This window comes from Kineosporia succinea (assembly GCF_030811555.1).
Lineage (GTDB): Bacteria > Actinomycetota > Actinomycetes > Actinomycetales > Kineosporiaceae > Kineosporia > Kineosporia succinea.
In genome coordinates, this window is the sequence record NZ_JAUSQZ010000001.1 from 4,222,589 (window position 1) to 4,243,729 (window position 21,141).

20 protein-coding genes are annotated in these 21,141 nt (G+C 69.8%); 7 read left to right on the forward strand and 13 right to left on the reverse strand.

What is annotated here, in order from left to right; translation table 11 throughout:
* Positions 1-18 precede the first annotated feature (18 nt).
* A complete protein-coding gene (locus J2S57_RS18195; protein ID WP_307244496.1) occupies positions 19-630 on the forward strand; it encodes a TetR/AcrR family transcriptional regulator in 612 nt (203 codons plus the stop codon).
* On the opposite strand, the gene J2S57_RS18200 is transcribed toward J2S57_RS18195, so the two are convergent.
* Genes J2S57_RS18200 through J2S57_RS18220 form a run of 5 tightly spaced genes read right to left on the reverse strand, consistent with a single transcriptional unit; the run spans position 546 to position 8,988 of the window.
* The gene (locus J2S57_RS18200; RefSeq protein WP_307244498.1) at positions 546-1,739 is read right to left on the reverse strand and encodes a winged helix DNA-binding domain-containing protein; all 1,194 of its coding nucleotides are present in this window, start codon (positions 1,737-1,739) and stop codon (positions 546-548) included. The genes J2S57_RS18195 and J2S57_RS18200 overlap by 85 nt on opposite strands.
* A gap of 13 nt (positions 1,740-1,752) precedes the next feature.
* The gene (locus tag J2S57_RS18205; RefSeq protein ID WP_307244500.1) at positions 1,753-2,772 is read right to left on the reverse strand and encodes a hypothetical protein; all 1,020 of its coding nucleotides are present in this window, start codon (positions 2,770-2,772) and stop codon (positions 1,753-1,755) included.
* Positions 2,769-6,062 carry an AAA family ATPase gene (locus J2S57_RS18210; protein WP_307244502.1) on the reverse strand — a complete coding sequence of 1,098 codons (3,294 nt, stop codon included), beginning with the start codon at positions 6,060-6,062 and terminating at the stop codon, positions 2,769-2,771. Before J2S57_RS18210 ends, J2S57_RS18205 begins: the two co-directional genes overlap by 4 nt.
* Positions 6,059-7,222, reverse strand: a complete 1,164-nt coding sequence (locus J2S57_RS18215; RefSeq protein ID WP_307244504.1) for an exonuclease SbcCD subunit D — start codon at positions 7,220-7,222, stop codon at positions 6,059-6,061. The genes J2S57_RS18210 and J2S57_RS18215 overlap by 4 nt, the downstream gene beginning before the upstream one ends.
* 8 nt (positions 7,223-7,230) lie before the next feature.
* Complete coding sequence (locus J2S57_RS18220) at positions 7,231-8,988, reverse strand: ATP-binding protein (protein ID WP_307244506.1); 1,758 nt, start codon at positions 8,986-8,988, stop codon at positions 7,231-7,233.
* 132 nt (positions 8,989-9,120) lie between these two features.
* On the opposite strand from J2S57_RS18220, the gene J2S57_RS18225 reads away from it, so the two are divergent.
* Positions 9,121-9,579, forward strand: a complete 459-nt coding sequence (locus tag J2S57_RS18225; protein WP_307244508.1) for a DinB family protein — start codon at positions 9,121-9,123, stop codon at positions 9,577-9,579.
* Between the two features lie 29 nt (positions 9,580-9,608).
* On the opposite strand, the gene J2S57_RS18230 is transcribed toward J2S57_RS18225, so the two are convergent.
* The 5 genes from J2S57_RS18230 to J2S57_RS18250 form a co-directional block, all read right to left on the reverse strand.
* Positions 9,609-11,678 (reverse strand): MMPL family transporter, encoded by a 2,070-nt coding sequence (locus tag J2S57_RS18230; protein ID WP_307244509.1) that lies wholly within the window; start codon positions 11,676-11,678, stop codon positions 9,609-9,611.
* A gap of 92 nt (positions 11,679-11,770) precedes the next feature.
* On the reverse strand, positions 11,771-12,607 hold the full coding sequence (locus J2S57_RS18235; RefSeq protein WP_307244511.1) for an ABC transporter ATP-binding protein: 837 nt from the start codon (positions 12,605-12,607) through the stop codon (positions 11,771-11,773).
* Positions 12,604-13,656 (reverse strand): FecCD family ABC transporter permease, encoded by a 1,053-nt coding sequence (locus tag J2S57_RS18240; protein ID WP_307244513.1) that lies wholly within the window; start codon positions 13,654-13,656, stop codon positions 12,604-12,606. Before J2S57_RS18240 ends, J2S57_RS18235 begins: the two co-directional genes overlap by 4 nt.
* Positions 13,653-14,696 carry a FecCD family ABC transporter permease gene (locus tag J2S57_RS18245; RefSeq protein WP_307244514.1) on the reverse strand — a complete coding sequence of 348 codons (1,044 nt, stop codon included), beginning with the start codon at positions 14,694-14,696 and terminating at the stop codon, positions 13,653-13,655. Before J2S57_RS18245 ends, J2S57_RS18240 begins: the two co-directional genes overlap by 4 nt.
* Positions 14,693-15,751: an iron-siderophore ABC transporter substrate-binding protein gene (locus J2S57_RS18250; protein WP_307244515.1), complete on the reverse strand. Its 1,059-nt coding sequence runs from the start codon at positions 15,749-15,751 to the stop codon at positions 14,693-14,695. Before J2S57_RS18250 ends, J2S57_RS18245 begins: the two co-directional genes overlap by 4 nt.
* 215 nt (positions 15,752-15,966) lie before the next feature.
* Here J2S57_RS18250 and J2S57_RS18255 point away from each other — a divergent pair, with 215 nt between their 5' ends.
* A complete protein-coding gene (locus J2S57_RS18255; RefSeq protein WP_307244516.1) occupies positions 15,967-16,467 on the forward strand; it encodes a hypothetical protein in 501 nt (166 codons plus the stop codon).
* A gap of 25 nt (positions 16,468-16,492) precedes the next feature.
* Here J2S57_RS18255 and J2S57_RS18260 read toward each other — a convergent pair whose 3' ends face one another.
* Positions 16,493-17,323 carry a DUF7007 domain-containing protein gene (locus J2S57_RS18260; protein WP_307244518.1) on the reverse strand — a complete coding sequence of 277 codons (831 nt, stop codon included), beginning with the start codon at positions 17,321-17,323 and terminating at the stop codon, positions 16,493-16,495.
* 525 nt (positions 17,324-17,848) lie between these two features.
* Here J2S57_RS18260 and J2S57_RS18265 point away from each other — a divergent pair.
* Positions 17,849-18,388: a hypothetical protein gene (locus J2S57_RS18265; RefSeq protein ID WP_307244520.1), complete on the forward strand. Its 540-nt coding sequence runs from the start codon at positions 17,849-17,851 to the stop codon at positions 18,386-18,388.
* Between the two features lie 86 nt (positions 18,389-18,474).
* A complete protein-coding gene (locus tag J2S57_RS18270; protein WP_307244522.1) occupies positions 18,475-18,786 on the forward strand; it encodes an excalibur calcium-binding domain-containing protein in 312 nt (103 codons plus the stop codon).
* 218 nt (positions 18,787-19,004) lie between these two features.
* On the opposite strand, the gene J2S57_RS18275 is transcribed toward J2S57_RS18270, so the two are convergent.
* Positions 19,005-19,352, reverse strand: a complete 348-nt coding sequence (locus J2S57_RS18275; protein WP_307244524.1) for a hypothetical protein — start codon at positions 19,350-19,352, stop codon at positions 19,005-19,007.
* 11 nt (positions 19,353-19,363) lie between these two features.
* Entirely contained in the window at positions 19,364-19,663 is a 300-nt protein-coding gene (locus J2S57_RS18280; protein WP_307244526.1) for a hypothetical protein, read from the reverse strand.
* Between the two features lie 346 nt (positions 19,664-20,009).
* Here J2S57_RS18280 and J2S57_RS18285 point away from each other — a divergent pair, with 346 nt between their 5' ends.
* A complete protein-coding gene (locus J2S57_RS18285; protein WP_307244528.1) occupies positions 20,010-20,894 on the forward strand; it encodes a helix-turn-helix domain-containing protein in 885 nt (294 codons plus the stop codon).
* Entirely contained in the window at positions 20,891-21,100 is a 210-nt protein-coding gene (locus tag J2S57_RS18290) for a DUF397 domain-containing protein (protein ID WP_307244530.1), read from the forward strand. Before J2S57_RS18285 ends, J2S57_RS18290 begins: the two co-directional genes overlap by 4 nt.
* Positions 21,101-21,141: the final 41 nt, after the last annotated feature.

The window sequence follows — 21,141 nt, forward strand, 5'->3', positions numbered from 1 at the left end:
ACTGTTATTCTGGGAGTCATGGGGCTGAGGGAGCGCAATGCTGCACGCACGCGCGAGCTGATCATCGACACCGCGCTGAACCTGTTCCTGGAGCGCGGTTACGACGCCACGAAGATGGAGCACATCGCCGAGGCCGCCGGCATCGGCACCTCCACCCTCTACCGGTACTTCCCCACGAAAGACCTGCTGATCATCGATCCGCTGGCGTTCCGCGGGAAGCTGGCCGAGGGGCTGAAGTCGCGTCCGGCCGACGAGCCGCTCGACATCGCGCTCGGGCACGTCATGATCGAGCTGTTCCTGGTGCCGCGCGGTGACCAGCAGCAGATCCGGCAGATCCAGAAAGTCGTCAACGACAACCCGGCCCCCCGCATGCGCCTGCTCGAAGAGTTCATGAACGAGCGCAAGCTGCTCGAAGAGGCCATCGCCGACCGTCTCGGCCGCCCCCCGCACGACGTGTTCTGCGTGATGACCGCCCGGCTCACCACCTCCCTGCTGGAGTACATCGGCGAGCTCACCTTCGACGTGCAGGACAACCCGCCCGAGGCCTACATCCGCGAGCTCTTCGGGTCGGTCACCCGGCAGCTGGCCGCCGAGCCGCCCGTGTTCCCGGTGCTCACCGAAGCGACCTGACCTCCTTCGCCTCCAGGCCCTTCGCCCACCAGTGGTGATAGGCGCTGTACAACGACGGATCCCTCTCGGCCACGAACGTTCTCAGCGCCTCCGCCTCCACCGCCAGCTCTTCCCAGGCGCTTCGGCAGCGCCGTGAACGCCGACACCTCCACGTTGCCGTCGAGCATGCGCCACACCCCGGCGACATACCCGTCCACGAGGATCGTGGGCAGCACGTTGCCGTTGCGCCGGATGACGACGGGTCGGTACTCCGGCGGGATGATGCGATCGCGCTCGCTGTAGGCGAGCAGCGTGCTGTCCCACATCCCGAGTAGTCGTGCGGGGGCCGGGGTATCGCCGTCCGGCACGGTCTTGGTGAGGACGTCGTACAGGTCGCGTCCCTCGGGTCCCTCCAGACGCCGGGTCGCCGCCGACTCGATCGCGGCGCGGGCCGAGGACATCGCCAGGAGGCTGAACTGGGCGAAGTCTCTCACCGTGGCCGGGCCGAAGGCCTCGAGGTACCGCGTGGCCAGATGGCGCTGGGCGTGATCCGGTTTCACCTTCTCCCAGGCCCGGTCGGCGGCCCGGAACGAGGATCGCCCCCGGAACGCCCACGGCCCACGTGTGGGGGCGTGATGCAGCGGGGCGTAGGTTTTCAGCGCCCACCACAGGCCCGGGTGGGGTCGGCCGAGATGCTGCGCGAGGTGCTCGTCCATCTCGGTGCCGGTGCGGATGTGCTGGGCCGCGTACCTGCGCAGCACCGGGATCAGGGCGTCTGCCTCCTCGCCGGTCAGCCCACTCACGGTGAAGCGGTCGTCGCCGACCCGGCCCGAGCGGATGCGGCGATGCATCGCGGCGTAGAAGTGCGGGTAGTCCTGATGGTGGACGCCGTGGAGCGTCATCCGCATCAGCGTCGCCTTCACGACGCTGCGGTCGGTGAACGCCCGATCGAGATCGGCCGGGTCGAACCCCGAGATCCGGTTCCAGAGTGCGATGTACGGTGACGCCGGCTCCTGGACCTGGAGCGCGCACAGCTCGTGCACGGCGTCGGGCACCTCGCGGTAGACACGCCGCAGCAGCATCTGACGCTCGAGGGTGGCCCGGTTCAGCTGCCGGGCGGTGACTTTCACCGCGAGCCTCTGGTCACCCGGAGCGCCTCGTGCGCAGTGACCGGTGCAGGATCTGCGGATTCCCGAGCCTCCGCCGCAACTCCTTCTCGAGACCGGCGATGGGGTAGAGGTTCTGGGGTGCCCGCGGATCCTTGATCTCGCTGCTCGCATAGCGCACGAGCACCGCCTGACTCAGATAGGCCAGCTCCACCGCATCGGCCGCCGCCAGGTCGGCCGCACACTCCACCCGCACGATGCCCGCCCACGGCGCCCCCTCGCGATACGGCAGGCGCAGATACCAGGAGAAGCGTTTCCAGTTCGTGCCCATCCGGAAAACCGGTGTGCGATGACCTGGTTCGAGTCGGCTGACGAGCTGGTTCTGCTCGGGCTCCAGATACCGGCTGTGGTGGGTCTTGATGTACCCGAGCGCTCGGGGGAGATGCTGCCGACCCCGCAACGGGCCGTCGATCACCAGCAGGTCGTCGTCACGGTGCGCGGGCTCGAGCTGCTCGCGGGCGGCCACGGCCGTCGCCACCTCCAGCTCGGCCAGACGCACCTGCAGCTCGGTCGAGAGCAACTGCGGCAGAGGCTTCGACGGGTCGGCGTCGGTGACGTGGGCCCGGTAGTCACCACCCGGCGCCGGGATGCTCGCCGCCGAGACCGCCGTGGTGAACAGCCCTCGCCGGATCTCGCTGCTCACCACCCGGGCCGTGTTGCCGGCGGGGGTGTGACGGCACATCGTCACCCCGGACGCGTACGAGGCGCACAGGCCCAGAGCGGCCCCGTCGTCGAGAGCGTTGACGTCGGCCGGCTCCCGGATCCAGATCCGCGCGTCCACCCGCCGCACCCCGTCGACGAACAGCACCGTGGGCGGATGCGCCTGCCCGGGACGCGGTGCGATCTGCCGCCACCGCGCCGCGGGCACCTCGATGTCCACCTCGAGCTCGGCCTTCGAGCCGGCCAGCCCGTCGTCTTCCTCGGTCGCGAAGGTGGTGCCGTAGCTGGGGTCCCACGCCTCGACCGAATAGGTCATCGGCACGGCCGCGATCGTCACAGGTTCTGCCTCTCCACTCTCGATGTCTGGGCGTCCCGCCGGACGTTGAACCGCACCGGCACCCGGTCGGCCAGCGCCGGCACGTGCGTGATCACACCCACCATGCGTTCACCCCGGGCCAGGTTCTCGAGCGTGCCCGCCACCGTCTCCAGCGTGTCCGGGTCGAGGGTGCCGAAACCCTCGTCCAGGAAGATGGAGTCGAGCCGCGCCCCGCCCGCGCTCGACAGCTGCGACATCTGCGACGACAACGCGAGGGCCATCGCCAGGCTGGCCTGGAAGGTCTCACCGCCCGACAGCGTCTTCACCGAGCGCCGCGCGTCGGCGTCGGTGTGGTCGACCACCACCAGGTCGCCCTTGTCGTCGTGACTCAGGTCGAACTGGCCGTTCGACAGGCGCAGCAGCGTGTCGGACGCCTCGAGCACCAGGCTCTCGAGCGCCGCCGTGGCCAGCCAGCGCGGGAACTTGTCGGCCCGCAGCAGGTCACCGAGCATCTTCGCGACGTGGGCGTGCCCCTCTTCGGCGGCCCGCTCCTCGAGCACCCCGGCGGCCTGGGCCCGGCGCTCCTGGACGCGTTCCCGCGCGGCCCGCGCCTGAGCGTGCGCACCGGTGGCGGCGGCGAGGGCCGTGGTGGCCAGATCCTCGGCGGGGAGTGGGATCTCGTGCTGCTGCAGCACCCCGGCCAGCTCCGTGGCCTTCGCCCCCGCCTCGTCACGGAGTGTCCGGGTGCTCGCGCGGGCCGTCCCGAGCTGCTCGGCCCGCTCGGCCGCCGCCCCGGAACTCCACGCGACCAGGCCGTTCCACGCCTGCAGCAGCCCGTCGGAGGTGAGCTCGGGCGCTCCCAGCGGCACCACCTCGTCGCGGGTGCGGCGCAGCCCGGCCCAGCCGGCGGCGAGCTGCCCGTCGAGCTCGTGCAGCTTCTGCTGCGCCCGCTCACGGGACTGCCGGGCCACCCGCAGCGACTCGTCGGCGGCCCGCACCGCGGCCTCGAACCCGTCGATCTGCCGGATCTGCGCGGTCGCGACGTCGAGTGAAAGAGCGCCGGCCAGTGCGGCCTTCAGGCCCGCCTCGTGCTCGATCGCCTGCGCCACCCGCTCGCGCACGCGCTCGGCCGCGGAGAGGGCCTCGGCCTGCACCGCCCGCGCCTGACGCAGTTCCTTCCCGGCCGTGGCCAGCTCGGCCCCGGCCGCCTGCCGGGCCGCCGTGACCCGGGCCAGGACCTCGCGGGCCTGCGCCAGCTCGGCGCCGACCGAACCGGCCTGCTCGGACGCCCAGCCGATCAGCCGGTGCCAGGCCTCGGCCAGCGAGAGGTCTTCGATCGGGGGCGCCCCCAGCACCACCAGCGGATCCCGGGCCTGCCCGAGCGCGCTGCGGATCCGGGTCTCGGACGCCACCAGGTCGTCGGCGGTGCGGCGTGCGGCCTCGGCGGCGGCCCGGGCCTGACGCATCGCCAGCCCGGCCTCCCGGCGGCGGGTCTCGAGGGCGCCGAGCTCGGTCAGCAGCCGCTCGGCCGTGGCCAGGTCGGGACAGGCCCGCGGCACGTTGGTGCGCAGTTCCTCGCGGCGCCGCTCGGCGGCCTCCAGCTGGGCCTGGGCCGAACTCTCCTGCCGGGCGACCTGGTTGAGCCGGGCCCGCGCCGATTCCAGGGCCCGTTCGGCCTCGCCGGTCCCGGGCAGCGCCTGGTCGGGACCGGGCTCCGGCAGCGTCGCCACCGGCTGCACGCAGACCGGGCAGGGTTCGCCGGCCACCAGATGCCGGCGCAGCGCCGAGGCCGCGTGCTGCACCCGGGCCTCTTCCCGCCGGGCCTGGGCCTCGCGCAGCGCCGCCTCGCAGTCCTCGACGGCGGCCGTGGCCGCCCGGGTCTCGGAACGCGCCGACTCGGCCCGCTCCGGCAACCCGGCCAGCTGGCCGGCGAGAACCTCGAGATCCTCGAGCGTCGCCCGGGCCCGTTCGAGCGGACCGCGGGGCGGACCGGCCTCGAGCGCGGAAGCAGCCGCCTCGTCGGCCTTCTCGGCCTCGGCCAGCACCGCGAGTGCGGCGTCGCGAGCGGCGCGGGCGGCGCCGAGGTCGCGGTCGAGCTCGTCCAGCCCGGCCGGCAGCGCGGGCGCGCCGAGGGCCCGGTGCTGCCCCTCCAGCTCGGCCACCCGGCGCGTGGCCTCGTCGGCCTCCCGCCCCGCGCGCTCGGCCGCCACCTGCGCCTGTGTGAACCGCAGCTCGGCCTGCGTGACCTGGTGCCCGGCGGCCTCGTGGGCGGCGCGGGCCGAGGACTCGCTCGAGACCAGCCCGGGCCGCTCGGCGGTGAGACGGGCCAGCTCGGTGTGGTTCTTGACGGTCTGCTCGAGCGGGCCCCGGGCCGGTGCGGCCGAAAGCTGCTCACGGGCGGCGGTGTCGGCGGTCTCGGCGGCCGACTCACCCGACGCGGCGGCGGACGCGGCCGACGATGCCTCCGACACCGCCCGGTCGATCTCCGACACCCCGGCCGGCACGACGATCGCGGTCAGCCGGTCCCGCTCGGCCCCGAGCCGCTGCTCGACCGCCTGCGCGCCGGCCAGGGCCTCCTGTGCGGCGGCGAGCCCGGGCAGCGCCGCCCGCACCCGGGTCACCAGCCCGGCCAGCGTCTGCTCTCGCGCCGCGGCCGCGGCCTCGGCCTCGGGGGTCGCGTCCCCCAGGTCGGCGAGCGTGCGGTCGAGGTGCTCCACCCGGTCGCGGGCGGCCTGGGCCCGCTGGTTCGCCTCGCCCCGCACCACCTCGTAGTGCTCGGCGCCGATCAGGCGCAGCAGGATCTCCTGCCGGTCTTTCGGTGTGGAGTGCAGGAACTCGGCGAAGGCGTTCTGCGGCAGCACCACACACTGCCGGAACTGCTCGAACGTGAGCCCCAGCAGCTTCTCGACGGCCTCGGTGACCTTGCTGTCGGCGGCCAGCGACTCGGTGATCTCGTCGGGCTCGCCCCGGCTCGTCACCGAGGGCAGGCGCTCGAGCCGCTGGTTCTTGGCCGTGGTCGACTGCCCGGTGCGGCGCACCTCGCGCGCCACCACGTAGCGCTGCCCGGCCAGCTCGAACACCAGCCGCACCACGGCGCGGTTGCCGTGCGGCGACAGCGCCATGCTCACCGCGTTCTTGCGCCCCCACCGGGGCGCCGAACCGAACAACGCGAACGTCAACGCGTCGACGATGGTCGACTTGCCCGCACCCGTCGGCCCGACGATCGCGAAGTAGTCGGCGTCTTCGAAGTCGACCAGGGCCCGCTCCCGGAACGAGGCGAAGCCCTCCATCTCCAGCAGGACCGGCCTCATGACGGGTGCTCCTCCACTTCACCGCTCAGCCGGGCGAACAACTTCGACACCGCGTCGTCTTTCACGCCCGTGGACTCCAGGTAGCGCTCGAACAGCTCCTGCGGACTGCCCGTGGTGCGGTCGCGATGCTGCGCCGAACGTTCGGCCGATCCGCTGAACTCGGGATCGATGCGCACCTCGAGCGCGAACGGCAGGATGTCGCTCACCGCCTCGCGCAGCCCGGCCCGGGCCGGCTCCCGCACCCACACACGTAGGTAGTCGTCGCCGTACCCGGGCGCCGCGGCCTCCAGCTCACCCAGCGTGCCGTGCACCGTGCGCAGCTTGCGCGCCGAGGCGATCGGCACGTCGAGCACCTTGGCCGGGGTGGACGCCGTGGCCTCGACCACGCAGACCACCGACGGGTTGTCCTGCTCACCGAAGTCGACCGCGATCGGCGCCCCGCTGTAGACCACCGGGCACGCCGCGGGCAGGGTCTGGCGCCGGTGCAGGTGACCCAGGGCCGCGTAACTGCACTCGGCCGGGAAGATGCTGGCGGGCACCGAGTACTCGAAGATCGACTGGGCCTGCCGCTCACCCCCGCCGAACGATCCGCCGGTGACGGTGAGGTGCGCCATCGCGAGATTGACCGTGTCGTCGTGAAATTCACCGCACAGACTGCCGAGCACCTGCCGCACCAGCTGGTCGTAGGCGCCCACGTTCTCGGCGGGCGTCTGTGCCATCAGGTTCGCCGCCCGCACGGCGTACCGCTGCGACAGGAACGGCAGCAGCGCCACCGCGGTCTCGTGCCCGTCGGAGCGGGCCTTGAACCGCACCACGCCGCCGGACTCGGGCCGCCGCGGGTTGCCCAGCAGCGTGATGCCGGCCCGGCCCATCAGCGGCCGGTAGGCGTCGAAACTGCCCGGGTGGTCGTGGTTCCCGGCCAGCGCGATGACCTCGCACCCCAGGTCGCGCAGCTGCATCAGCGTGCGCACCACCAGCTGCTGAGCCCCCGCGCCGGGCACCGCGTTCTCGTACAGGTCGCCCGAGATCAGCACCGCGTCGACCTCGTGAGAACCGGCCACCGAGACGATCTCGCGCAGCACGGCGCGTTGCTCGTCGAGCCGGTCCTGCCCCTTGAGCTGCTTGCCGACGTGCCAGTCGGACGTGTGCAGAAACTTCACCGCAACCCCTAGAAATCCGGCTCGTCGTCGGCGAACACCGGCGGCAGCTTGCTGAACACGTCGGCGGTGGTCGTCTTGATCGAGGCCAGGCCCCGCCCGGACGCCACCGCGGGGTCGGGTGCGGAAAGGTCACCCGGAATCACTTCCGACAACCGCGTGGCCCAGGCCGGGAACGGGAACTCCACCGCGAGCGGCACCGGGATCTCGGGCTGCGTGACGAACATGGTGCCGGGCTTGGCCAGCGTGGCCCGCTGCCGCTGCGACGGCGGCAGGAAACCGTATTCGGGGCGCCCTGCCTCGGCCGGGTCGAGCCGCCCCACCACCTTGATGCTGCTGTTGCTGATGATGCGCCGCTCCACCTCGCTCGCGGTCTGCTGCGCGCCGATCAGGATGATGCCGAGAGAGCGCCCGCGCTCGGCGATGTCGAGCAGCGTGTCTTTGATCGGGCTGTTGCCCTCGCGGGGGGCGTACTTGTTCAGCTCGTCGATCATGGTGAAGAGCAGGCTGCCCGTGCCCGCCGCCTCTTTGCGCGCGGTCTCGGCCGCCAGCACCACGCCGACCACGAACCGCTGGCCTCGCTCTTGCAGGTTGTGCAGGTCGACCACGGTGATCTGGGCGTTCTCGGTGGAGACCCGGCGGGTGTCGCTCTTGGCCAGGTCGCCCCGGATCAGCTCGCGCAGCGGCCGCACCGACGAGATCAGCCGCCGGATGAACGCGTTGGCCGTGCCCTGCCCGATCGCCGGCCCGGCCCAGGCGCCACGGGTGGAGTCGTCGCTCAGCTGTTCGACCACGAAGTCGACCAGGTCTTCGTAGGTGCGGATCGTGCGCCCCTCCAGGGTCACCGCGCCGTCGACCCCGGCCTCGGCGGCCTCGTACTTCAGCTTCGACGCCACGTTGTGCACGACCATCGTGTACTGGTTGCGCTCGTCTTCGACGTCGGCGAAGACGTAGGGCAGCAGGCCGCCGTTGCAGAACTCCCAGAGCGTCCACCAGAAGGCGGAAACCCCGCTGGTGCGCCCGGTCACGTGGGGTCGGCCCGTCGGGTCCTGCGGCGTCGGCGGGGAGTAGAACCCGACCGACTCGAACGCCGCCGCCGGCAGATCGAGCATCGCGTAGTCTTCGCGCAGCTTGTCGTCGAGGCGCAGGTTGGTCTTGTCGAGGAACAGCAGATCTTCGCCCTTGACGCTGAACACCAGCGCCTTCGAGTTGCGCCCACCGCCCCCGAGCACACCGGAGCGGAAGATGGAGTGCAGCAGCCAGAGCGCGAAGCTGGTCTTGGTGGCGACACCGGAGATGCCGCTGATCGAGACGTGCGCGCCCCGCACCCCGTTGAGGAACTCGAGGTTCAGGTAGACCGGCGCCCCGTCCCGCCCCAGCCCGACCGGAACCTTCTTCTCCATCTGGTCGAAGTACAGCGCCCGTGCGCGTTCTTCTCCCTGGGCCCGCTGGGCGGTGGCCCCCGGGCGCGGCGGCACGTAGACCTCGGGGTCGACCCGCGTGGTGGTGATCTCGGCGATCTCCTGCACCTGGGCCGGCAGCACGCCGTCGGCGATCAGGAACACGTCGGACCCGAAGCTGGCGCCCTCGTGCCGCGAGCGCACCTCGGTGACGATGCCCGACGTCATCACCGGCCCGACCCCCGGGATCGTGCGCCGGGTGACCACCACGTCGTCGAGCTGGAGGTAGGCGTCGGGCGCGACCGCGACATGGAATTTCAGGGGCGTGGAGTCTTCCGTGCCGACCACCAGCCCGACCGCGTCGCTCACTCGTCCACCTTCTCGATCCGTCCGTCACTGAACCTTCGAAAAGAGACTAGGGAAGACCACCGACAAGATCGGTCACGACCCACCGCGCGGAAGCCCCGCGAAGCGGACAATCGCGAACGTAGGGTGGCCGTCATGAAGGACCTCCTGGTCGATTCCCTGCGCGGTCAGCGTGAGCACGTGCTGGGCATTCTCGAGGGCCTGCCCGACGAAGCCCTGCTCAGACCGGTGCTTCCGTCCGGCTGGAACTGCCTGGCGCTGGTCAGTCACCTGACGCACGACGTGGAACGGTTCTGGTTCCAGGGCGTGGTGGCCGGGCGGGTCGAGGCCCAGGAGACCGACGGCTGGAACCAGGAGCTGGGTGACTCCGCGCGCATCATCGGCTACTACCGCACCAGCATCGCCGAGGCCGACCGCATCATCGAGGCCACTGCGCTCGATCGGCCCCCGGTCTGGTGGCCCCCCTACTTCCCGACGGGACACCGCGACCTCGGCCAGACGCTGCTGCACGTGATCACGGAGACGGCCTGCCACGCCGGTCATCTCGACGCCGCCCGCGAACTGCTCGACGGGCGCCGATGGCTGGTGCTCTGAGAGCGTCGACGGCGGACGCGCCGGTCACCTCAGTCGTCTGAGGTCACCTTCCGGTGGCGGAACGGCCACCACCAGTTCGCCGGTCCCAGCGCCGCGACCAGGGCCGGGGCCAGGACGCCCCGCACCACGGTCGCGTCGATGATGATGCCCAGCGCCAGGCCGGTGGCCAGGATCTTCACGTCGGCGGTGGGGATCTGGCTGAGCGAGACGAAGGCCAGGAACAGGATCAGCGCCGCGCTGGTGACGAGGCGGCCGGTGCGGGCGACGCCGTGCACGGTGGCCTCGTCGGTGCTGTGGCCGGCGTCGTGCTCCTCCTTGATGCGCGAGAGCAGGAAGACCTCGTAGTCCATCGAGAGGCCGAAGAGGAAGGCGAAGATGGCGATCGGGATCCAGACCGTGACCGCGCCGGACGGCTGACGGTCGAAGAGCAGCTCGGTGCCGTGCCCGCCCTGCCAGATCCAGACCGTGACCCCGAACGCCGCGCCCAGTGAGATCACGTTCAGCAGCAGGGCCTTCGCGGGCAGCACGATCGAGCGCAGGGCGGCGGCGAGCAACACGAAGGTGACCACGACGATCGCCACCAGGATCCATCCGGCGCTGCCGTAGACCGACGAGATGAAGTCCTCGTCCTGCGCCGGTATCCCGCCCACCCGGGCGCCCAGGCCCTCGGCCACGTCCCGGATCTCAGCGGCGACCGCAGCCCCGGAACGGGAGTTGGCGTCGTCCTGCGTCCAGACGTCCACCACGTACTCACCGTTCGCCGAGCGCCACTGACCGGGAGAGGCGACGCCGCCCACGCCGTCCATCATCCGCAGTCTCGGAAGCAGGCTTTCGGGGGAGTCGGTGAGGATCTCGACCGGTGCCGAGAGTCCCGCCCCCGGGCCGTCACCGGCGAGCACCCGGATCGCGGCGGCGGGCGCACCCGACCCGGCCGCGATCGAGTCGTTGGTGGCCTGGCCCAGACGCAGCCCGAAACTGGGCAGAGCCAGCACGATCAGGGCCACGGCGGCGACGACGGCGGAGATCCAGCGGTACCGCACCACGAAACGTCCCACGCCGCGCCAGAGTCTGCTCTCCGGATCGGTGGTGCGCCGGTGCGGCCACGAAAGTCGCTGCCCCAGGATCAGAAGCAGGGCCGGCAGCAGGGTGAGCGACGCGGCGACGCTGAGGATCGGGATGAGCAGGCCGGTGTACCCGACGCTGCGGATGAACGGAACCGGCACCGCGATCAGCGCGGCCAGGCTGACGGCGACGGTGATGCCGGAGAACAGCACGGAACGGCCGGCGGTCGACATCGCCGAACGCACAGCCTCTTCCGGGCTCGCGCCGTTGCCGGTCTCCTCGCGCCAGCGCGTCACGAGCAGCAGGGCGTAGTCGATCGCGACGCCGAGGCCGATGAGAGCCAGCAGGTACTGGACGACGAACGAGACGTCGGTGAGCCCGGTCAGTCCCCAGAGGATGGCGAACGTGGTGAGGATGGACGCGGCCGCGACGACGAGGGGCATCAGCGCCAGGAACGACCCGAACACCAGGGTGAGCACGACCGCGGCCCCGATGCCGCCGGCCAGCGTCTCGGCCAGCGCGCTGCCGCTGGTGTCGTCCTCCTCGAAGTTCAGGGCGTCGCGCCCGGTGACCACGACGGGGGTGCCGAGCTCGGCGGTCAGCTGCTCGGCGGCGGGCCGAAGGGCGGACAACGCGGGGGCGTAGGGCTGGTCGGAGGCGACGGGAACCGGGTACACGAGCACGACGCCGGTCTTCCCGTCGGCGAAGAGCAGGTCGGGGTCGTCGGCCCAGGTGGCGATGCGCGCCTTCGGGGCCGCCCGGGCCACGGTCTCGGCGACCGCCCCGGCGGTCTGATCCGGGAGCTCGCGGGTGCCGTCGCCGACCACGAGCAGCACCGGCGCCCCGTTCCCGCCCGACCCGAACGCCTCGAGAATGTCGACGTTGGTCTCGTAGGCGGGCTGCCCCGGAAGCCCGAAGTCGAAGGTCAGACGCTCGGTGGCCTTCGGCGCGGCGAAGGCGCCGAAGGCCGTGAGCGCGACCCACAGCCCCACCACCCACCAGCGTCGTGCGATCACCAGACGGGAGAGCGTGGTCATGAGCATCCTCCGGGCAGAGTCAGGGACCGGCCAAGATCACGTGAGCACCATGGGCACGGTATCCACGCAGGCCCCGACGTGCTCGCCGGAAGTCACGCCTTTTCTGGCGGGGGGAGACCGACCGAAGCGTCCACCATGTGGTGCCGCCCCATCGGCAGCATCAGGGGCCCGCCCGACGTCGGGTCGATGATGACCTTCGAGTCGAGCCCGAACACCGCCCGCACGGTGTCCTCGGTCAGCACCTCGGCGGGAAGACCGGCTGCGTGCACCTTTCCGGCGGCGAGGGCCACCAGGTGGTCGGCGTACCGCGCGGCCAGGTTCAGGTCGTGCAGCACCATCACCACCGTCGTGCCGCGCGAGCGGTTCAGGTCGGTGAGCAGGTCCAGCACCTCGACCTGGTGCTGCACGTCGAGGAAGGTCGTGGGCTCGTCGAGCAGCAGCAGATCGGTCTCCTGGGCGAGGGCCATCGCGATCCACACCCGCTGCCGCTGACCGCCGGAGAGCTCGTCCACCGCTCGGTCGGCCAGCTCCACGGTGTGGGTGGCCTCGAGTGCGGCGGCCACGGCCAGGTCGTCGGCCGCGGACCAGCGTGAGAACACCCCCTGGTGCGGGTGCCGGCCGCGTCCGACCAGATCGGAGACCGTGATGCCCTCGGGCGCGATGGGTGACTGGGGAAGCAGACCGAGGGTGCGGGCCAGTTCCTTCGCGGGGAGCTTGTGCACCTCCTTGCCGTCGAGCAGCACCTGCCCGGCGCGGGGCGGGAGCAGCCGTGACATCGACCGCAGCAGGGTGGACTTGCCGCACGCGTTGGCCCCGACGATCGCCGTGACCTTTCCCGGCGCCACGGCCAGTTCCAGGCCCTCGATGACCGTGCGGTCCTTGTAACCCAGGCTGAGATTCTCGGCACTGAGCTGGTGTTCGGCGGTCACAGTGCTCCTGAGGCCCGGTTCGAGCGGATGATGAGATAGATCAGGTAGGGCGCGCCCAGCACGCCGGTGACGACGCCGACCGGGAAGCGGGTGCCCAGCGCGTACTGCCCCGCGAAGTCGGCCACGAGCACCAGCAGCGCCCCGACCAGGGCCGAGGGCAGCAGCAACGAGTGCCCCGGGCCGACCAGGCGGGCGGCGATCGGGCCGGCCAGGAACGCCAGGAACGCGATCGGGCCGGTGGCCGAGGTGGCGAAGGCGATCAGGCCGACCGCGCACACCACCACGAGCAGGCGGGTGCGGTCGACACGGACGCCCAGGGCCGACGCGGTGTCGTCACCCAGCTGAAGCATCGAAAGGTCGCGGGAACCAAGGAGAAGCAGCGGCACCAGCACGACCATCGTGACCAGCACCGTCACCACCTCTTCCCAGCGCACCCCGTTCAGGCTGCCGGTGAGCCAGCGCAGTGCTTCCTGCAGGTCCCACTGCCCGGCCGTCGAGAGCACGTACGAGATGATCGAGTTCATCATCGCCGCGATCCCGATGCCGATGAGGATCAGCCGGATACCGCTCACGCCGTCCTTGTAGGCCAGCAGGTACACGCACAGGGCCACGCCGAGCCCGGCCGTGATCGCGAAGACGGACACCGCGGAACCGGAAAGGCCCAGCGTGATGATCGCGACGGCCGCGGCCGCGCTCGCCCCGGTGCTGATCCCGATGATGTCCGGGCTGGCCAGGGGATTGCGCAGCATGGTCTGAAAGGTGACGCCGCCCAGACCGAACGAGGCGCCCGCCAGCACGGCGAGACAGGTGCGGGGCAGGCGCAGGCGCCCGACGGTGAAGGTCGCGCCCTGGACCTCCTGACCGACGATGACGCGAAGAACGTCGGAGGCCGGGTAGAACGTGCGGCCCACCATCAGCGAGATCGCGGCCATGACCACGATCAGGACCGAGAGAACCGCGACCACGGCGAACAGACGGCGCTGACGACGCCGCCGCCCCTGGGTGACAGCAGAAACCGTTGCGGTAGAGGCAGTACGAAGATCAGTCACAGGGCGCGCACCTTCTGGCGGCGGACGATGTAGATGAAGAACGGTGCCCCCACCAGTGCGGTGACGATGCCGACCTCGATCTCGGCCGGGCGGGCCACGATCCGGCCGATCACGTCGGCCGCCAGCAGCAGGCTGGCGCCGGTCAGCGCGGTGAAGGGCAGCAGCCAGCGGTGGTCGGGCCCGACGAGCAGGCGGCACAGATGAGGGACGACGAGGCCGACGAAGCCGATCGGCCCGCAGATCGCGGTGGCCGCCCCACAGAGCATGACCGCGCCCAGCGACGCCAGACCTCGGGCCGGCGCGACGCGTTCACCGAGACCGGCCGCCACGTCGTCGCCCAGGGCCAGCGAGTTCAGGCTGCGCGCCGACAGCAGGCAGATCACCAGGCCGACGGCCAGGAACGGCACGACCTGCCCGATCCGCTCGAACGTGGCTCCGCCCACGCCGCCGATCTGCCACGACTGCACGTTCTCGGAGATGTCACCCCGGGGCAGGATCACGGCGGTGACGAACGAGACGAGTGCCGCCGACGTGGCCGCCCCCGCCAACGCGAGTTTCAGCGGTGTCGGACCACCACGTCCCAGAGAACCGACCGCGTAGACGAACACGGCTGCCAGCCCGGCCCCGGCGATGGCCACCCAGATGTAGCTGTTCGGGTTGCTGAGCCCGAACCAGGCCAGGCCCACGACCACGGCGAGCGAGGCGCCCATGTTGATGCCGAGGATGCCGGGATCGGCCAGCGGGTTGCGGGTCACCCCCTGGAAAACGGTGCCGGACACGGCCAGTGAGGCACCGGCGAGCACGGCCAGCACGGTGCGCGGGATCCTGACCCTGATCACCGCCTCGTCGAGGGTGTCGTCGGCGCCGTTCAACGCGTCCCACATCGTGCCCACCGCGACGAAACGCGTGCCGATGGCGATAGACGCCACCATCAGCACGGCCAGCAGGGCCAGGCAGACGAAGAACCACAGCACGCGCACACGCCTCGGGCGCCGCACGACGGCGGCGCCCGAGGGTGTCACGGATTCAGTCGTGCTCACTGAGCGGCGTCGACCTTGTCGGCCGCGTCGGCGAGCATCTTGACGTAGTCGTCGAGCACGTAGCTGATGGCGAGCGGCGTCGGGTTGGCGGCCGTGCCGACCTCGCTGGTGCCGTCGAGGGCCACGATGGCGCCGCTCGCGACCGCGGGCATCTTCGACAGGATCGGGTCGTCCTTCAGCTGCTTGAGCAGCTTGTCGTCGCCGTAGGTCACGATGATCTCGACGTCGTCGAAGGTGTCGACGGTCTCGGCGCTGACCTCCTGCGAGAACTCATCGGTCTGGGCGGAGGCGTCGGCGATGCTGCCCGGCGTGCCCATGCCCAGGTCGGTGAAGAACTGCGCGCGGGTGTCCTTGTCGGTGTAGAAGCTGACCTTGCTCAGGTCGGCGGTGTCGACGTGGGTGAGGAACATCGTCTTCTTGCCGGCGATCTGCGGGTACTTGGCCGCCGCGTCCTTCATCTGGGACTCGATGCTCGCGATGAGCTCGTCGCCCTGGGTGGCCTGGCCCATGGCCTGGCTGCTCAGCTTGATCATGTCGCGCCAGCTGGTCTCCCACGGACCGTTCGGGTAGGCGACGGTCGGGGCGATCTCGGAGAGGGTCTTATAGTCCTCGGCCGTCATGCCCGAATAGGTGGCCAGGATCAGGTCGGGCTGGGTGTCGGCCACGGCCTCGAAGTCGATGCCGTCGGTCTCGTCGAACAGCACCGGCGTGGTGTCGCTCTTCAGCTCGGTCAGCTTGTCCTTGACCCAGGGCAGGTAGCCGTCGCCGTCCGCGTCACCGAAGTTGGCCTTGGCCAGGCCGACCGGGACGACGCCCAGGGCCAGCGGCACCTCGTGGTTGGCCCACTGAACGGTGGCGACGCGCTCAGGCTTCTTCTCGACGACGGTCTCGCCCAGCGCGTGCTTGACCGTGATGGGGAACGACGCCCCGGACGCGCTGGAGGTCTCGGAGGTGGAGCTGCCGGCCTCGGAGTCCGAGCCGCCTCCACAGGCGGCCAGGACGAGGGCGGCTGCGGCGGTGACCGCACCCGTCATCAGGCGACGACGTGAGAACACGGTGTTTCCTTTCGCGCGGACCTCCCGGTCGGGAAGGAGGGCGCGTGCTGTTGGGGACGACGTTTCGCCGTGGATCCATAGGAGATCGCAAGCATTGGCTAGCCTAACCTTACTTCGCCCACGCCCGGTTCACGTCGAATGCTCACTGTGACCGTTCTGTTTTCCTTCCGTTACCCCTCTGGTTCGTTGCGGGGCGACAGGCGTTGAATAGGTGGATGAGTGCTGCCGAACTGAGGGTGTGGGACGGGCCGGCCACGATGGAGCACTTCGCCGACGTGCGCGGTGTGTACCACCTCGCCCACCCGAGACACTCGCTGGCAGACCACCGCGACCTGCTCACGCGTCAGGCGGCCGCGCCGGGGTTCATGACGGTCGCGGCTTTCGAGGGCGAGCACCTCGTCGGGTGCGTCTACGGTGGCCCGCTTCAACTGGGGACGCGGTGGTGGCACGGTCTGGAACCGCACCAGGGCGCGGATTTCAGTTGGGAGGACGGCATGCGCACGTTCGCCGTGCTCGACCTGTGCCTGGTGCCGGGTTCTCCCGCGGAACTGGGGGACGAGCTGGCGCGGGCGCTGCTGTCGCACCGGCGTGAGCAGCGGGCGACCACGAAATCGCCCGTGGCGGCCGGGATCGCATCGCTCGGATGGGGGCGTCGAGGATCGGCGCCCGGGCCTGAGCACGACGTGGTCGTCTGGGTGCGTGAGCTGCCGGTCTAGGTCGTGCGGGTCGGCCGATCGTGAATCAGGGGTGACCGGGCCAGGTCTCGTGACGCTCGGGGTCGACGACGAAGCGGAAGGTGCCGCGCTCCTCGTACTCCTTCACCGGCACCAGGTGCCAGGACTCGTCGGACGGGTCGGCGTCGGGAGAGGCGACGACGCCGACGAAGCCGGTGGGAACCGTCTCGTGCCAGTCGGCCCAGGCCTGGCGGGCGATGGGGCCGGCCTTGCGCACCCAGGCCGGGCGGCGCGTCGGGGGCTTGCCGCTCATCGGCTCCGGCTCGGGGGCCAGAGCCTCGGGAGCGTCCGGGGTCTGGGGCCCGTCCGGGGCTTCGGGGGTGCGCGGAGTGCGGGCGGGGAGCGGGTTTTCGCTGTTGTTCGTGGCGGTCATCAGGGCGGTCAGCTGGGGGTGGACGGAGGACGCGTCGGGCTGGGTCACGCGGGGTTCGATCGCCTTGAAGGTGGTCGCCTTGTGAGTGGTCGCCGGGGGAGTGGTCGCCGCGGGGAGGGCGATACCGGAGGGGGACGTGACGGCGGCCAGCTCGTCGGCGAGAACGGTGGTGTAGCAGGCGGGATGGGCCTGCTGCTGAAGTTCGTGGGCGCGGGTCACCGTGTCCTCGGGGAAGAGGGTGGGGAAGGTGATGGCGACGATGGCCCAGTGCGGATCGGTCTCACTGTCCCGGTACCAGCCGGTGCGCACCTGCCAGGCGCCGTGGACGCGGGCGTTGAGCTGCCGCGGCACGAAGTAGCCGGTGCTCGAGTCGGTGTGCACGCGCAGGATGCCGTCGTCGCCCACCGGTTCGAACGAGCGGATGCTGCCCCAGGGACTCAGGGACGGCGTTTCGGTGGTGAGCATCGGTTCGGTCCTCCTGTTGGTGCGTGGCGCGTGCCCGCCAAGTGGGGGAGCCAGTGACGAAACCGGCTCTCTGTGACAGGTGAGGCATCGACGGTAACTGACTTCTGCCCGGATGTGGACAGGTATAGGCGATGTGATTTGCCCCGGCATAGATACAACGTCCCTGGTCAGGGCCCTGCGATAGTGCTCGGAGTCGCGCTGCGTAGTGGATGCGCGCCGACGTTGTCGAGATGACCGGCCCGATCGTGCGGGGAGCGGTGCTTCGGCGATGAACCCCTTGGCTCTCGGTGATCGCGGGTGTGACGGTGTCGCCGACCGAAAAAATCTCGGGAAGCGAGACCGGATCTCGGGAGGATCTGGCGCCGATGTCCCGGGAGCGACGATTCGACGCTGTCCCGAGGCTGGCAGAGCGTGCCGTCTCCTCCGGGTGCGCAGGCCCGGTTCACCGGTTGGATCGGCACCCGGCTCACCTGCCATGCTGCTGCGGCCCGGGGAACGGATGCCCTGGTCCGGAGGGATGAGTCGATGAAGCGGTTCGTGGTGGCGGTGGCCGCAGTCGGTCTTGCGGTGACCGGATGTGGCGGCGGGAGCTCGTCGGGTGGTGGTGCCGACGCGTCCACCATTGAAAAGACCCCGCAGACCACCTGGAGCCCCGGTGCGGCCCAGGCGGCCGAACTCGGCAAGATCAAGCTCGAGCTGGTGGGCCTGAAGAACTCGACGACGGCGAAGGCCGCCGAGTCGCGCACCGAGCAGATGATCGCCCTGGAGAAGCTGCTGACGTCGATGGCCACGGACGCCGGCGCGGACGGCATCGGGCAGGTCGCGTGCTCGGTGATGCCGGTGCAGCTCCTGACCTACGGCGAGAAGGACTACGCCGAGCTGATCGCCATGACGCTCGGGGCCTACTGGACGTCGGCGGTGAAGGCAGTGGACTCGGGGGCGTACACGTCGTTCGCGGCGGTGAAGCTGGACGAGAAGACCTCGGCCGCCTGCCCCGACGTGCGGGCGGACGTGCTGAAGGCCAGCGGGCTCGGAAGCCTGAACGAGTTGTACTTCGGCAACTGAGGTCCCGAGCTTTCCCATTTGTCCCACAGGGCACCGCAGGTTCCCTTATCGTCACCGACATGAGACGCATTGCAACAATCGGTGTCATGACGTTGGGGCTGGCCGTGGCGGGGCTGGCCGGAGTGCCGAGTGCCACGGCGGCCTCGTCCGCGCCGGCCCAGCTCGTGGCCGCGCAGTCGTACGAGGCGGCTGCCGCGAAGAAGCCGAAGGTGTACAAGAACTGCACGGCGCTGCACAAGGACTACCAGCACGGCATCCGCAAGAAGGGTGGCAAGGACGTGGTGAAGGGCAAGAGCAAGCCGGTGCCCTCGAGCCTCATTCCCATCCGCACCGCGCTGTACAAGGTCAACACCAAGCTCGACCGCGACAAGGACGGCGTGGCCTGCGAGGCTCGCTGAGCTTTCGTTCCGGCTGATCACGGGGTGGAGGCCGGTGCACTCCCGGGCAGAGATGCTGTCCTGAGCGGGGAAGTGGTTCTCGGGCAGCAGCTCTGGGTGACGTCAATGGCGTCGCCCGTGAGTAGGTCGAGGTCCGTGCGGGGAGTCGGCGAGGACGACCACGGGACTCCCCGCAGAGTCGCGGCTTCTCGCGGCACCCCCTCCACCTGGCCGGTTCTCTAGAGAACGCGGCGGTTGCGGATCTCGGTCACCAGGCTCGGGCGGTGGGTCTCGGCCACGATCCGGTCGACGAAGTCGGCGGACTCGTAGAGGTGGTTGGCCAGGGCCACCGCCTCGACCGCGGTGAGCTCGAACGTCTCGCCCAGAGTGATGCGGGGAGGGCTCACGTCACTGGCCACCGGGTCGGCGAAGAGATCGAAGTCGATGCGTTGCGCGACCCGTACGCGCACCGTGTCGCCGGAGGCGAGCACCACGTCCCCTATTTGACGCTCGTGATCGATGGCCTCGTGATCGACCACGGAGGTCTTCTCCCAGAGATGCATCTCGTCGTGCTGCACTTCGCGCATGAAAGGGTCTCCTAGACGAGTCGGACGAGTTCCTGCACAGCGTCTTTCGGCAGGACGTAGGGGGTCGAGGCGTCGATGCTGATGCAGGCCTCGCCGAGTAGTTGCAGCAGGACGATGTCGTCGTGCCGCAGTTCGTGGTGCGGGTGCACCAGCCAGCCCCGGAACCGCTCCCGGTCGATGACGGCGATGTTGCGGTCACCGAGGTAGAAGAGCACGAGCTCGTAGCGGACGTTGACGTCCACGTTCGTGACGGCCGGGCCGTTACGTAGTTCTATGGACAGCCAGCCGGTCCACATCGTCTCCAATGACATTTGTACGTGTCTTCTTTCCCCGGTTCATGGGCCGGACTCCCCGCCGGAGCGGAGGGAGGCTCGGCGAGGAGCCCGGCGTTCTTGGGAGGGGCCGCCGGCCTGTGTTGTGGGCGCGGGTGCCCGACGGGTGCTGGCTTGAAACCCCCGTCCCAACACCTGGTTCCAAGTCCTTGTGCTGCTGGATTGTTGCCTGTCGGGATCTAGATTGGCAATTTCCCGATCGTTGTGCAAGATTCTAATTACGGCACTCACAGTGTGGAAGTTGCGGGGTGACAGGCCATTTAGTGGTGCCGACTGAAGTCTTCTATTGTGGATGTACGATCTACTGCGTACCTAGGGGGATGAGGTGCAAGCAGAAGTCACGGGGTCGACCGTTCCACGTCGCCAGTTCGGCAGATGCGTGCGTGAGTTGCGAGGCCAAGCACGCATGACTGTTCGGACCTCGGCTAAAGAGTTGGGATGGTCGGAAGGCAAGATCTGGCGCATCGAGACGGGGCAGACGTCGATTCGCATCCATGACGCAGAGGCGATGTGCCGGGTTTTCGGTGCAAGCACTGAGATGACGGGGGTTCTCACGGCGCTGGCGCGAGAGACGCGGGCGCGTGGATGGTGGCACAGTTATGGAGATGTGATCCCTGAGTACTTCGACGTCTACATAGGCTTGGAGGAGGCTGCCTCTGAATTCTGCTGGTACGAGTCGGATCTAATCCCAGGACTCTTGCAGACCGAGCCTTACGCGCGGACGCTGATCGAGAATGCGCATCTCGGGGAGTCACCTGAAGAGATCGACCACCGTGTGCGTGTGCGCATAGGGCGAGGGACGCTACTGACCAGGGTGACCGCGCCGCCCAGATTTCAGGCCGTCATCGGTGAGTCGGTTCTACGGCGTCCCGTCGGCGGAGCCGAGGTCATGGCTGACCAGGTAGAGCACCTCGCGAAGCTCAGCCAGTTGGATCATGTTGCCATCAGGGTCCTGCCTTTCGCCGCCGGGTATCACGACGGGATTCACTCGGGTCCCTTTATCACCCTGCGCTTTCCCGTGACGGCTGACGGGCGGGAAAGTGAACCGCCGACGGTCTACATCGAGTCGTTGACGGGTGCGCTGTACCTCGACAGGCCGGCCGAGGTGCAGCACTATGACACGGCCTGGACGAGCATCTGGTCTTCATCGCTCGACCAGGCTGCCTCTGCTGAACTGATGAGACACGTCGCGAGGGAGTTCAGAAAATGAATGATCGTTTGAAGGATGCCGTCTGGCGAAAGAGTAGTCGCAGCAACGGCACCGGTGCCTGCGTCGAAGTTGCCTTCCTGGAAGATGGAGATATTGCTCTGCGGGAGAGCGACGAGCCTGGTTCGGTCGTCATCACGTCTGCGGTCAAGTGGGACGCCTTCTTGGCAGGGGTTCGCAACGCAGAGTTCGACCGTCCGGAAATCTAAGCGGGTGGTTCGAGGGGGCAGGCACCGGTCTGCCCCCTCGA

What these genes read in the sequence shown, in the direction of transcription:
- J2S57_RS18280 (WP_307244526.1), bottom strand. Translation starts at nt 19,663, where the DNA reads ATGTCATTGGAGACGATGTGGACCGGCTGGCTGTCCATAGAACTACGT.
- J2S57_RS18210 (WP_307244502.1), bottom strand. Translation starts at nt 6,062, where the DNA reads ATGAGGCCGGTCCTGCTGGAGATGGAGGGCTTCGCCTCGTTCCGGGAG.
- J2S57_RS18230 (WP_307244509.1), bottom strand. Translation starts at nt 11,678, where the DNA reads ATGACCACGCTCTCCCGTCTGGTGATCGCACGACGCTGGTGGGTGGTG.
- J2S57_RS18260 (WP_307244518.1), bottom strand. Translation starts at nt 17,323, where the DNA reads ATGCTCACCACCGAAACGCCGTCCCTGAGTCCCTGGGGCAGCATCCGC.
- J2S57_RS18255 (WP_307244516.1), top strand. Translation starts at nt 15,967, where the DNA reads ATGAGTGCTGCCGAACTGAGGGTGTGGGACGGGCCGGCCACGATGGAG.
- J2S57_RS18225 (WP_307244508.1), top strand. Translation starts at nt 9,121, where the DNA reads ATGAAGGACCTCCTGGTCGATTCCCTGCGCGGTCAGCGTGAGCACGTG.
- J2S57_RS18290 (WP_307244530.1), top strand. Translation starts at nt 20,891, where the DNA reads ATGAATGATCGTTTGAAGGATGCCGTCTGGCGAAAGAGTAGTCGCAGC.
- J2S57_RS18195 (WP_307244496.1), top strand. Translation starts at nt 19, where the DNA reads ATGGGGCTGAGGGAGCGCAATGCTGCACGCACGCGCGAGCTGATCATC.
- J2S57_RS18275 (WP_307244524.1), bottom strand. Translation starts at nt 19,352, where the DNA reads ATGCGCGAAGTGCAGCACGACGAGATGCATCTCTGGGAGAAGACCTCC.
- J2S57_RS18270 (WP_307244522.1), top strand. Translation starts at nt 18,475, where the DNA reads ATGACGTTGGGGCTGGCCGTGGCGGGGCTGGCCGGAGTGCCGAGTGCC.
- J2S57_RS18265 (WP_307244520.1), top strand. Translation starts at nt 17,849, where the DNA reads ATGAAGCGGTTCGTGGTGGCGGTGGCCGCAGTCGGTCTTGCGGTGACC.